Annotated in this window: 13 protein-coding genes; 10 read left to right on the top strand and 3 right to left on the bottom strand. The window is 70.5% G+C overall.

From position 1 onward, the window contains the following. Complete coding sequence (locus tag G6N60_RS26320) at positions 1 to 432, top strand: SRPBCC family protein (protein WP_163742917.1); 432 nt, start codon at positions 1 to 3, stop codon at positions 430 to 432. Between the two features lies 1 nt (position 433). Here the strand turns inward: G6N60_RS26320 and G6N60_RS26315 are convergent, their stop codons facing one another. Both G6N60_RS26315 and G6N60_RS26310 read right to left on the bottom strand, forming a co-directional pair. Then, complete coding sequence (locus tag G6N60_RS26315; RefSeq protein WP_163742914.1) at positions 434 to 1717, bottom strand: PQQ-dependent sugar dehydrogenase; 1284 nt, start codon at positions 1715 to 1717, stop codon at positions 434 to 436. Then, complete coding sequence (locus G6N60_RS26310; RefSeq protein WP_163742912.1) at positions 1698 to 2459, bottom strand: pirin family protein; 762 nt, start codon at positions 2457 to 2459, stop codon at positions 1698 to 1700. Before G6N60_RS26310 ends, G6N60_RS26315 begins: the two co-directional genes overlap by 20 nt. 70 nt (positions 2460 to 2529) lie before the next feature. On the opposite strand from G6N60_RS26310, the gene G6N60_RS26305 reads away from it, so the two are divergent. After that, complete coding sequence (locus G6N60_RS26305) at positions 2530 to 2991, top strand: MarR family winged helix-turn-helix transcriptional regulator (RefSeq protein WP_163744597.1); 462 nt, start codon at positions 2530 to 2532, stop codon at positions 2989 to 2991. Positions 2992 to 3000: 9 nt separating this feature from the next. Then, positions 3001 to 3777, top strand: coding sequence for an SDR family NAD(P)-dependent oxidoreductase (locus G6N60_RS26300; protein WP_163742910.1), 777 nt, complete (start codon positions 3001 to 3003; stop codon positions 3775 to 3777). A 4-nt stretch (positions 3778 to 3781) separates the two neighbouring features. Here the strand turns inward: G6N60_RS26300 and G6N60_RS26295 are convergent, their stop codons facing one another. Further along, complete coding sequence (locus G6N60_RS26295) at positions 3782 to 4642, bottom strand: hypothetical protein (protein ID WP_179969747.1); 861 nt, start codon at positions 4640 to 4642, stop codon at positions 3782 to 3784. Positions 4643 to 4758: 116 nt separating this feature from the next. On the opposite strand from G6N60_RS26295, the gene G6N60_RS26290 reads away from it, so the two are divergent. The 7 genes from G6N60_RS26290 (at position 4759) to G6N60_RS26260 (ending at position 11338) form a co-directional block, all read left to right on the top strand. Continuing rightward, on the top strand, positions 4759 to 6600 hold the full coding sequence (locus G6N60_RS26290; RefSeq protein WP_372511075.1) for a CocE/NonD family hydrolase: 1842 nt from the start codon (positions 4759 to 4761) through the stop codon (positions 6598 to 6600). A gap of 102 nt (positions 6601 to 6702) precedes the next feature. Next, the gene (locus G6N60_RS26285) at positions 6703 to 7542 is read left to right on the top strand and encodes an alpha/beta hydrolase (RefSeq protein ID WP_163742905.1); all 840 of its coding nucleotides are present in this window, start codon (positions 6703 to 6705) and stop codon (positions 7540 to 7542) included. Next, positions 7539 to 8606: an alpha/beta hydrolase family protein gene (locus G6N60_RS26280; RefSeq protein ID WP_163742904.1), complete on the top strand. Its 1068-nt coding sequence runs from the start codon at positions 7539 to 7541 to the stop codon at positions 8604 to 8606. Before G6N60_RS26285 ends, G6N60_RS26280 begins: the two co-directional genes overlap by 4 nt. An 88-nt stretch (positions 8607 to 8694) precedes the next feature. Beyond that, entirely contained in the window at positions 8695 to 9444 is a 750-nt protein-coding gene (locus tag G6N60_RS26275; protein WP_163742902.1) for a DUF2786 domain-containing protein, read from the top strand. Between the two features lie 6 nt (positions 9445 to 9450). Beyond that, on the top strand, positions 9451 to 9939 hold the full coding sequence (locus tag G6N60_RS26270) for a TIGR04338 family metallohydrolase (RefSeq protein WP_163742900.1): 489 nt from the start codon (positions 9451 to 9453) through the stop codon (positions 9937 to 9939). A 20-nt stretch (positions 9940 to 9959) separates the two neighbouring features. After that, positions 9960 to 10628, top strand: coding sequence for an O-methyltransferase (locus G6N60_RS26265; protein ID WP_163742897.1), 669 nt, complete (start codon positions 9960 to 9962; stop codon positions 10626 to 10628). Between the two features lie 2 nt (positions 10629 to 10630). Then, positions 10631 to 11338, top strand: coding sequence for a dienelactone hydrolase family protein (locus G6N60_RS26260; RefSeq protein WP_163742895.1), 708 nt, complete (start codon positions 10631 to 10633; stop codon positions 11336 to 11338). Positions 11339 to 11399: the final 61 nt, after the last annotated feature.

Genomic DNA, 11399 nt, shown 5'->3' with positions numbered 1-11399 from the left:
ATGCCCTCCGTGCAACGAACCTTCTCCGTCGCGTGCCCGCCGGACCGCGTCGTCGACTACCTCAAGGACTTCGGGAACGCCGAGGAATGGGACCCCGGCACCCAGTCCTGCACCCGCGAGGGGACCGGCCCGATCGAGGTCGGCGCCACCTGGCACAACGTCTCGAAGATCTTCGGCGTGACGGCGAAGCTGACGTACCGGCTCGACCAGCTGAGCAACCGCACGCTGGTGTTCGTCGGGGAGAACGAGTCGTCGAAGTCGACCGACACCATCACCGTCGACGCATCCGGTGCCGGTTCGGTGCTCACCTACCGCGCGGATCTGGAGATGAAGGGTGCGGCCAAACTGATCAGCCCGGCAATGAAGCTGGTGTTCGAGAAGCTGGCCAACGACACCGAGAAGCAGCTGACGTCGGTCCTCGACGCCCTCTGACTCACTTCCCCGGCGGCGCCACCCGGTAGATCGCGTCCGCGGCGTCGTCGGTGACATACACCGCGCCGTCCGGTCCGACGACGGCGTCGACAGGACGGCCCCAGCGCGATCCGTCCGCGGCCTGGAATCCGCCGACGAGCGTCTGCTGGTTGCCCAGTTGACCATTCGCATACGGGAAGAACGACACCTCGGGCGCGCGGGGCGGCTGCCGGTTCCAGGAGCCGTGCACGCCGACGAGTGCGCCGTGCGCGTAGGGCTCGGGCAGTGCGCCGTCCACGAAGCTCATCCCCAGCGGTGCGGAGTGCGCGCCGAGGCTCTGCTCGATCGGCGGCAGCGCGGCACAGTCGAGCTTGGTGCCGTCGGGGTTGTCCTGGACGTCGCGGATGAGTCGCAGATTCGCCGGCCCGCCATCGGGATTGCAGTAGGGCCAACCCAATTCGCGCCCCGGGGTCAGCTTGGCGACGGATTCCGGGGGATGGTCGTTCACGTAGTCGGGGACCACCTTGCCGTAGGACGGGCCCGGGTCGGGCACCTCGACGTTGTCTCGATTGTTGACCGCCGTCCACACCGCGCCGTCGGGGGCGACCGCGAGGCCGGTGCCGTTGCGGACACCCGTCGCGAACGGTGCGTAGGGCCCTCCGCCCGGGGGGACCCGCATGATGGTGGCGCGGGGCGGGGTGGCCGTGCGGTCGGCCGCGGAGACGTTGCCGGTCGAGCCGATCGAGAAGTACACCGCGCCGTCCGGCCCCACGGCCACGCTCTTGAGCGCGTGGGCGTACGCGCCCCCGAGTTCGGGGCTGCGCGCATCGGGGAGATTGCCCGCGACCGTACGGGGACGCAGCGCCTTCTGATCGACGTAGTCGAAGGCGTCGATCTGATCGCTCTCGGCGACGTACAGCGTGGACCCCGCGAAGGCCAGCCCGTGCGGCTGGTGCATCCCGTCGATGAGGACCTGCAGCTGAGGTCCGCCACCCGTCGGCTGCACCCTGATGACCTGACCGGTACTGGGCACCGACACCAGCAGCTCGCCGTCGGGGGCCCACACCGCCAGGCGCGGCTTGGGCACCCGTGCGAACACCGACATCGTCCAACCCTTGGGCACCAACGCCTTTCGGGGCTCGTCGAACGGGGCCGCGCCGAGGTCGTCGGGAACCTGGACCGTCACCTCCGACAATCCGGCCGGCGTGCCGGCGCTCGGACTCGACGCCTGTGGGGCTCCCGACGAGCATCCCGCCAACAGCAGGACGCCGAGGGCGCCGAGGGCCTTACGCCGCCAAGCTCGCATGCATCTCCCAGACGAGGATTTCGGAGGGTTCGGTTGCGGTGATGCGTTGTCCGCCGGATGCGGTGAGCCGGACGGCGTCGCCCTCGTGCAGCGGGCCTGCCCCCTCCAGCACGACCTCGCCGCGGGCGACGAACAGGTGCAGGTACGGCGCGTGCGGCAGCTCGGTGCCGTCGCCGGGTTCCAGCCGCGCGCCGTGCAGCGCGGCGTGGCGGTTGCTGATCGTGATGGCCGCCTGACCGGCGTGCGCGGGCCTGCCCGACGCGATGGTGACGAGCCCGCCGCGCAGTAGCTCGTCGTCGATCTCGAGCTGCTTATACCCGGGGGCGATGCCGGCCTCGTCGGGCACGACCCACATCTGCACGAAGTGCACCGGCTCGGAATGCGACGGGTCACCCGTCAGCGTCCACGCGTCGTTCTTCTCCGAGTGCAGGATGCCGCGTCCGGCCGACATCCGTTGCGCCAGACCGGGATAGATCACTCCCGAATGACCGGTGGAGTCCTGGTGCACCAGCGAGCCGCGCAGCACCCAGGTGACGATCTCCATGTCGCGGTGCGGGTGGGTCTCGAATCCCGCGCCAGCCCTCACCGAATCGTCGTTGTTGACCAACAGCAGCCCGTGGTGGGTATTGGTGGGGTCGTAGTTGCCGCCGAACGAGAACGAGTGCTTGGAGTCCAGCCAGGAGAGCGTGGTGGCGGCGCGGTCTGCGGCACGCCTGATGTCGACGATGTCGGTGGTGGTCATGGGAGCTCCTCGAGGAATGTCCGACAGCCTAGGTGGCTGCCGCTGGACACGACAACTTAGATGATGTGTCATATATTCCATGTGGCTGTCGGACGACGAACAACGCGTATGGCGCACGTACCTCTCGATGAGCGCGGCGCTGCAGACCGAGATGAACCGGCAACTGCAGCGCGACTGCGGGCTGTCACTCGCCGACTACGACGTGCTGGTCGCCTTGGACGAGCAGGATGCCTGCCGGGTCAACGAACTCGGCGAGCGGCTGGGCTGGGAGCAGAGCCGGCTCTCGCATCAGCTGCGGCGGATGCAATCCAGAGAATTGATCGCCAAACGGGGGGCCGGTGAGGATCGCAGGGGCGCGACCGTCTCGTTGACGGCGGCGGGGCGGGCGGCGCTCGCGGCCGCGGCACCGGGGCACGTCACCCTGGTGCGCGACGTCGTGTTCGCCGGTGTCGGCCCCACTCAGCGCAGAGCTCTGGAGCGCTGGATGACTCAGGTGCTGGGGCGGCTGCGCGACGTTGCCGGCGACGCTTAGTCTGTCGCCGTGGACATCAACGGAGCTAGCGCAATCGTCACCGGTGGCGCGTCGGGTATCGGCGCGGCCACCGCACGTCAACTGGCAGACAGGGGCGCGCGCGTCGTCGTCGCCGACCTGAACGCCGAACGTGGTCAGGAACTGGCCCACGAGATCGGCGGCGTGTTCGTCAGCGTCGACGTCACCAACACCGGCCAGATCGAGGACGCCGTCAACACGGCGGCCGACCTCGGTCCGCTGCGCGCACTGGTGAACTCGGCGGGCATCGGCTGGGCACAGCGCACCATCGGCAAGGACGGCGAGTTCTCGTCGGCGCACGATCTCGACGCCTACAAGAAGGTGCTCGCCATCAACCTGGTGGGCACGTTCGACTGCATCCGACTGGCGGCGACCGCGATGGGCCGCAACGAGTTCACCGACACCGGCGAGCGCGGCGCCATCGTCAACATGACGAGCGTGGCGGCGTTCGACGGTCAGATCGGCCAGGCGGCCTACTCGTCGTCCAAGGGTGGCGTCGTCGGGCTGACGCTGCCGGTGGCCCGCGATCTGTCCGCAGTGGGCATCCGGGTCAACACCGTGGCGCCGGGCCTGATCGACACCCCGATCTACGGCGAGGGCGAGGCGTCCGAGGCGTTCAAGGCCAAGCTCGGGGAGTCGGTGCTGTTCCCGCATCGCCTCGGCAAGCCGGCGGAGTTGGCCTCGATGGTCCTCGAGCTGATCACCAACTCCTACATGAACGCCGAGGTCGTCCGCGTCGACGGCGGCATCAGGATGCCACCGAAGTAGCGCCTCAACCCATCCGCAGACCGCGGCGGCGCACCCACAGCAGCGCCAGGACGGTACAGCCGAGCCACACCCCGAGCGCGATCCCGAGGTGCACGAAGCTCTTCGATTCGCGGCCGAGCACCCGGCCGACCAACGAGGGCGCCTGCCGCCAGAGGACGCGGTGCCCGACGCCGTCCATCGGATCGGCGACGTAGTACAGCGCGTACGGCAGGACGAGCGCCGAGAGCCAGCCGGCGATGCGGCGTCGGTCGCCGCGCTGGCGCCAGCGGCGCACCATCGGTTCGGCGCTGACCGGGAGCAGCACCGAGACGAGGTTGCCGACGCCGATCCAGGACACGATCGGCACCGCGACGTTGGGGATCGTGTAGGTCAGGCGCGAGACCTTCTCGAACCACAGTGTCATGCCGACCGCCGCCACCAGGGTCGGCAGGCCGACGAGCACCAGCAGGGTCAGGTTCTTGACGAGCAGGATGCGGCCCATCGACGTGCCGTCGGCGATGGCCTGCAGCACGCGGTAGTGATCGGCGCCGAGCAGGTTCGTCGTGGTGACGTCGGCCAGGATGAACGACGAGAAGTAGGTGCCGACCAGGACGACCCAATCCTGGTGGCGGCCATGGACGGTCAGCGGTTGGACGACCAGCCAGGCGGCGGCCAGGAACAGGTTGGCCACCACGCCGAGCAGCCACGTGCGCGGCGGGGTGAACGCCCAGCGGATCTCGGAAAGCACTGCGGCCCAAAGGCTTTGATTGAAGTCCCCGGCGGCTCGGATGGCCGCGGCGGGACGGGGAGCCGACGCGCGGACGGCGCTGCGCAGGGCCTCGCGCACCCGAGGGTGAGCCGCGATTCGAGGCTCCAAGGCGTCCATCCCATCAGTGCGATTGCTCCGACCTTAGCGGGGTGCAGGCTTTGCCAGCACGTTCCCAGCTTCGGCGGGTGGCCGTGCCCGACGGTCGGCGGGCGCCGTGGGGTTAGCGTGAACGGGTGCGCGCGCCTACGGTCCGGATCGCCGCGTGGGTGCTGGCCGTCGCTCTCGTCGCCGGCGCCTGCTCGTCGACGAACACCGCGGCCCGACCCTGGCCACCGGACCCCGGCCGCGGCCCGTGCCCGGTCGCCAAGCAGACCGACGTCCCCGCCACCATGCGCGACGGCACGGTCCTGCGGGCCGACGTCTACCGGCCGAAGACCTCCGAAGCGGTGCCGGTGATCCTCATGCGCACCCAGTACGGCAAGGACGGCGCCCAGGCCGGTGACCGATATCAGCCGCCGGACTGGTTCGCCTCGCACTGCTACCTCGTCGTCGTGCAGGACATCCGCGGTCAGGGCGCGTCCGGCGGGACGTTCAGCGAGTTCACCCACGACCAGGCCGACGGCTACGACTCCGTCGAGTGGGCGGCGGCGCTGCCGGGGTCCGACGGCAAGGTCGGGATGTACGGCTCGTCCTACGTCGGTGCGACGCAGTGGCTGGCCGCCGTCACCGCGCCACCCCACCTGGTCACCATCGTGCCGGCGAACACGGCGTCGGACTACTACGACGGCTGGACCTACGAGGGTGGTGAGTTCCGGCTGGCGTTCGTCCTGCCGTGGGCCATGGAGACGATCGCCACGACCGCGGCGAAGAACCGCAACGACGCCGCGACGGTGCACGAATTGGCCGCTGCGACAGCCGATCCCACGCGGTGGCTGAACTACCGCCCGTTCAAGGACCTCCCGCCCCTGCAGCCGAACGATCCGGCGGTGGCGCCCTGGTACTTCGACTGGATCCGCCACTCGACGCGCGACGACTTCTGGAAGCAGTTCAGCATCCGCGACCGCTACCCCAAGGTGACGGTGCCCGTGATGCACTTCGAAGGCTGGTATGACGCGTTCCTGGCCGGCGGCGTCGAGAACTTCGCCGGCATGGTGGCCCACGCCGCGAACGCCACGGCCCGCGCCAACCAGCGGTTGATCATCGGGCCGTGGGATCACGTCGACTGGGGTCGGCCGGAGTCGACGCCCGCCCCGCAGCTCAAGGCGATCGGCCCGGTCGCGAACAGCCCCATCAACGAGCTGATGCTCGACTGGTACGACCACTTCCTCAAGGGGAGGGACAACGGCGTCGCCACCGGTGCGCCGCGGGTCGACTACTTCCTGATGGGCGCCAACCAGTGGAAGACCGCGTCGGGCTGGCCGCTGCCGGGAACCCGCCCGACGACGTACTACCTCTCGGGCCCCGGCGGCATCGCCGACCGCAAGGGCCGGTTGGACACCGCCGCCCCGCCCGCGGCGGACGCCCCCGACGGGTACACCTACGACCCGCGATTCCCCGCGCCCAGCCTCGGCGGGCACTCCTGCTGCGGCGCGCTGACCGGACCACAGGGGCCCTACGACCAGACCCCCGTCGAGCAGCGTTCCGACGTCCTCGTCTACACCAGTGACCCGCTGCCGCACGACACCGAGGTAACCGGATCCACGACGGTGGACCTGTGGGCTCGATCGTCGGCTCCCGATACCGACTTCACCGCGAAGGTGGCCGTCGTCAAGCCCGATGGCGAGGTCGTCAACCTGAACGACGGCATCGTGCGGACGTCCTACCGCGGCTCCCCGTCGCCGACCCAGCCGACCGCGTACCGGATCGACGTCTGGCCGACCAGTTATCTGTACCGCGCCGGTGACCGCATCCGGGTGGAGATCTCCAGCAGCGACTATCCACAGTTCGCCCCGAACCCGAACACCGGCGAGCCGTTCGGTCAGAGTGCCGCCAGTGTCGTTGCGACACAGACGATCCTGCACGACGCCGCGCATCCGTCGAGCGTCACGCTGCCGGTGATCCCCCCGAGCGGCTAGTCCGCGCGCTCCTCCGGGGCGGGGGCGCCGAGCGGGTGGCCACAGGGCGAACAGCGCGCCTTCGGCGCTGAGATCGCCCAGCCCGCCCGCTAGTCTCCCCTGATGGCCACGACCCGCAGCGAGAACAGCTTCGACGGAGTCGGAGGCGTCCGGATCGTCTACGACGTGTGGACCCCCGACGTCGCCCCGACCGGTGTGGTGATCCTGTGTCACGGATACGCCGAGCACGCCGGGCGCTACCACCACGTGGCCCAGCGCTTCGGCGCGGCCGGGCTGCTCACCTATGCGCTGGACCTGCGCGGACACGGCCGGTCGGGCGGCAAGCGGGTGTATCTGCAGAACATCTCGCAGTACACCGACGACTTCCACCACCTGGTCGGCATCGCCACCGCGGCGCATCCCGGCCTGGGGCGCGTCGTGCTCGGCCACAGCATGGGCGGCGGTGTCGTCTTCACCTACGGCGTGGAGCATCCCGACGACTACGCCGCCATGGTGCTGTCCGGACCCGCGGTGTACGCCCAGGAGGGCGTGTCCCCGGTGATGATTGCCGTCGCCAACGTCCTCGGCGGCATCCTGCCGGGGCTGCCGGTCGAGAACCTGCCGACCGACGCGGTCTCGCGCGATCCCGAGGTGGTCGCCGCCTACCGGGCCGACCCGCTGGTGCACCAGGGCAAGTTGCCCGCGGGCATCGCCAAGGCGCTCATCGGGGTCGGGTCGACGATGCCGCAGCGCGCCGCCGCGATCACCGCGCCGCTCCTCGTCGTGCACGGGGGTCAGGACAAGCTGATCCCGGTCGACGGCAGCCGTCGCCTGGTGGAATGCGTCGGCTCGGCGGACGCGAATCTGAAGGTGTACCCCGACCTCTACCACGAAGTGTTCAACGAACCCGAACGCGACGTGGTGCTCGACGACGTGGTGTCGTGGATCGAGGTGCACCTGTGACGAGGGTGCGCAGGGGGCTGTGGCTGGCTCTCGTGGCGCTGCTGCTCGCGGGTTGCGGGTCGGGCGGCGGGGGCAACGCCGTCAGCAGCACCGCCGCGGCGCCACGGCACGGCTGGGTCGAGGATGACGTCACGTTCGTCGCCGACGGTCTGACCGTGCACGGGACCTACCGGCACGACGTGGACACCCCGCCGGGCCCCGCCGCGCTCCTGCTCTCCGAGAGCGGGAACACCGACCGCAACGGCGACAACGCCGTCGCCGGGCCGATCGGCAACATGCGGCAACTCGCGGAGTACCTGTCCAGCAAGGGCATTGCGACGCTGCGCTACGACAAGGTCGGTACGGGCAAGACCGGCCTCGGCCCCTACGCGGCACGGCCGGCCGACGTCGGCAGCGCCGTCTACACCACCGGAGCCAAGGCGGCGGTCCGCTACCTGGCGGCCCAACCGAGCACCGACCGGACGCACGTCTCGGTGTACGCGGTCGGGGAGGGCGGCGTGCACGCCATGGCCCTGGCCACCGACACCGCCGCGGACGCCCCGAAGATCCACTCGCTCGGACTGCTGCAACCACTCGCCGGCCGCTACCTCGACATCATCACCAACCGCGTGCGGTCCAGCGTCGCCGCCGACGTGAAGGCCGGCGCCAAGACGCCACCGCAGGCCGACGACGTCATCAAGGCCTGGTTGGCGGCCGTCGACGAGGCCCGCACCAAGGGCACCGCACCCGCCAAGCTGCCGGAGGGCCTCGGCGCCATCCTCAATCCTGGCAACGTCAAGGCCGTCGTCGAGGCCGACGCGATCGATCCGCTCGCGCTGGCGGCACGCCTGCCCGCGGGGATGCCGGTCCTGGCCACCTGTTCGGACTCCGACACCCAGGCGATGTGCCCCGCCGAGCAACCGCTGTTCGACGCCCTCGCCCACACCGCGCTGACGGTCGTCCGGCTCACCGGCGTCAACCACGTGCTGCGCGACGACCCGACCGACAACGTGGGTAACTACGCGAAGCAGGCCCCCCTGTCTCGGCAACTCGTCACGGCGCTGGACGGCTTCGTCGGCAGGTAGTTGCTGGCCGGAAGGAGTCGGAGGGGTTCCCTAGGGTGGGGCCCATGAGTGAGAGCGAGAAGGGCCAGCGAGCGGAGCGGGATCGCGCATGAGTGACGACAAGATGTTGGCGCGCATCGCCGCCCTCCTGCGCCAGGCGGAGAACACCGACAACCCGCACGAGGCCGAGGCGTTCATGTCGGCCGCCCAGCGGTTGGCGACCACGACGTCGATCGACCTGGCCGTCGCGCGGGCGCACTCCAAGGAGCGCAGCCCCGCGCAGGTGCCGGTGCAGCGCACCATCACGATCGGCGAGGCAGGCAGCAAGGGCCTGCGGACCTACGTGCAGCTGTTCGTGGCGATCGCCGTCGCGAACGACGTCAAGTGCGACGTCGCCTCGAATTCGACGTTCGTGTACGCCTACGGGTTCGCCGAGGACATCGATGCGACGCACGCGCTGTACGCCAGCCTGGTGGTGCAGATGGTCAAGGCCTCGGACGCGTACATCGCGACCGGTGAGCACCGCCCGACGCCCACCATCACGGCCCGGCTGAACTTCCATCTGGCGTTCGGAGCGCGCATCGGACAGCGGCTGGCGGAGGCGCGCGAGGAGGCCAGGGCGGCCGCGACGACGGGGCGCGATCAGCAGCCGGGTACGGCGATTGCGTTGCGCAACAAGGACGTCGAGCTGAAGAGCTTCTACCGCGAGGCGTCGAAGGCGCGCGGCACGTGGCGGGCCACCAGCGCATCGGCGGGGTACTCGTCGGCGGCTCGCCGGGCCGGGGACCGGGCGGGGCGGCGGGCCCGGCTGGGGCCGAGCACCGAGCTGACGGGTGCGCGCCGCCCCCTGAACCGGTAGCGGCCGATGCCGCGCGACGTTCAGCGCTCCCGGGTCTACGCCGCCGAGCAGTTCGTGCGGACGCTGTTCGACGCCGCCGGCGAGCGCGGTCGTTCGGTCGAGTTCTTCGGCGCCCAGCTGACGCTGCCGCCCGAGGCCCGGTTCGGTTCGGTGGACTCCGTGCGGCGCTACGTCGACGACGTGCTGGCGCTGCCGTCGGTGCGGACGCGCTGGCCTACCGCACCTCCGCTGGCGGTGCGCGGCCGTCGCGGTGTCACGGCCGCGCACTGGGAGTACGACGGGCAGGTCGCGGCGATCGCCGTGCCCGACCGCGGGGACACCTGGGCGCTGCGCGAGTTGGTGGTCCTGCACGAGGTCGCCCACCACCTGTGTCGTGCCGAACCGCCGCACGGGACGGAGTTCGTCGCGACGTTCACCGAATTGGCCGAGCTGGTGATGGGTCCCGAGGTCGGACACGTGCTCCGGGTGATCTACGCGAAGGAAGGCGTCAGGTGAGCGGCGTTACCGTGGAGTCCATGGCCGAGCCCGATCCCCGTGCCCTCGACGACATGTTCACCCGGCTGCTGCACACCGAGGACGCCGCGCTGACCGCCGCCCGCGAGTCGGCCGTCGCCGCCGGGATGCCGCAGATCGAGGTGTCCGCGCAGCACGCCAAACTGCTGACGCTGCTGGCCAGGAGCACCCGCGCCACCAGGGTCCTCGAGATCGGCACGCTGGCTGGGTACAGCACGATCGCCCTGGCGCGCGGGGTCGGACCCGCGGGTCGCGTGGTCACGCTGGAGTTCGCGCAGGCGCATGCGGACGTCGCCAGGGCGAACCTCGACCGGGCCGGCGTCGGCGATCGGGTGGAGATCGTGGTCGGCGCGGCGCTGGACTCGCTTCCGGTGCTCGCCGACCGCGGGGACCGCTTCGACTTCTTCTTCGTCGACGCCGACAAGGAGAACAACTCGAGCTACGTCGAATGGGCGGTGCGGCTCGCGACGCCCGGCGCGGTCGTCGTCGTCGACAACATCGCGAGGATGGGCCGCGTGCTCGACCCGGCGCCCGACGACGAGCAGGCGACCGCGGTCAAGGAGATGTTCGCGATGATGGGCGCCCATCCGCGACTGGAGACCGCCGCGATCCAAACGGTCGGCACCAAGGGCTGGGACGGTTTCGCGGTAGCCGTGGTGGGAGCCGAATAGCCATGTCCGACATCACCTTTCCCGCCCCAGCCGGACCGCTGCCCGGCTATCTCGCGGTGCCCGACGGCGATGGGCCGTGGCCCGGCGTCGTCGTGGTCCACGATGCTCTCGGGCTGACGGGCGACGTCAGGCGGATCACCGACCGCCTGGCGTCGGCAGGCTATCTGGCGCTGACCCCGGCACTGTTCCGCCGGGGCTTCCGGCCGAAGTGCGTCGTCAGCACCCTGCGCGCACTGTCGACCGGCGCGGGCGTCGCCGTCAACGACCTCGTCGCGGCGCGCGACCACCTCGTCGCCGATCCGCGGTGCACCGGCAAGGTCGGCGCGGTCGGGTTCTGCATGGGCGGGGGCTTCTGCCTGCTGCTCGCCCCGCGCGGGTCCTTCGACGCGGTCGCCCCGAATTACGGTGTGCTGAACGACGATTCGCTCTACGAACCGCTGCGGCACGCGTGCCCGGTGGTCGCGAGCTACGGCGGCAGGGACTGGATGCTGCGCGGTGCCGCGGATCGGGTCGAGCGGGTGCTGACCGAGGGCGGGGTGCCGCACGACGTCAAGGAGTACCCCGGCGTCGGCCATTCGTTCATGAACGACTTCGGGATGCCGGGGCCGCTGCGGCTGGTCGAGGGCATCGCGGGACTGGCCTACTCCGAACCCGAGGCCGAGGACGCCTGGCACCGCATTATGACGTTCTTCGCCCAACACCTCGCCTGACCCGTCGGGGCGCGTAGCGTCGGCCACGTGCAGCCTCGGGGGAGGACACGCAGCATCGCTC

This window comes from Mycolicibacterium madagascariense (genome assembly GCF_010729665.1).
Taxonomy (GTDB): Bacteria; Actinomycetota; Actinomycetes; order Mycobacteriales; family Mycobacteriaceae; genus Mycobacterium; species Mycobacterium madagascariense.
Note: the sequence above shows the minus strand (reverse complement) of the source record. Positions and strands in the feature narration are given on the sequence as shown.

What these genes read in the sequence shown, in the direction of transcription:
- G6N60_RS26320 (WP_163742917.1), top strand. Translation starts at nt 1, where the DNA reads ATGCCCTCCGTGCAACGAACCTTCTCCGTCGCGTGCCCGCCGGACCGC.
- G6N60_RS26315 (WP_163742914.1), bottom strand. Translation starts at nt 1,717, where the DNA reads ATGCGAGCTTGGCGGCGTAAGGCCCTCGGCGCCCTCGGCGTCCTGCTG.
- G6N60_RS26310 (WP_163742912.1), bottom strand. Translation starts at nt 2,459, where the DNA reads ATGACCACCACCGACATCGTCGACATCAGGCGTGCCGCAGACCGCGCC.
- G6N60_RS26295 (WP_179969747.1), bottom strand. Translation starts at nt 4,642, where the DNA reads ATGGACGCCTTGGAGCCTCGAATCGCGGCTCACCCTCGGGTGCGCGAG.
- G6N60_RS26285 (WP_163742905.1), top strand. Translation starts at nt 6,703, where the DNA reads ATGGCCACGACCCGCAGCGAGAACAGCTTCGACGGAGTCGGAGGCGTC.
- G6N60_RS26275 (WP_163742902.1), top strand. Translation starts at nt 8,695, where the DNA reads ATGAGTGACGACAAGATGTTGGCGCGCATCGCCGCCCTCCTGCGCCAG.
- G6N60_RS26270 (WP_163742900.1), top strand. Translation starts at nt 9,451, where the DNA reads ATGCCGCGCGACGTTCAGCGCTCCCGGGTCTACGCCGCCGAGCAGTTC.
- G6N60_RS26265 (WP_163742897.1), top strand. Translation starts at nt 9,960, where the DNA reads ATGGCCGAGCCCGATCCCCGTGCCCTCGACGACATGTTCACCCGGCTG.
- G6N60_RS26260 (WP_163742895.1), top strand. Translation starts at nt 10,631, where the DNA reads ATGTCCGACATCACCTTTCCCGCCCCAGCCGGACCGCTGCCCGGCTAT.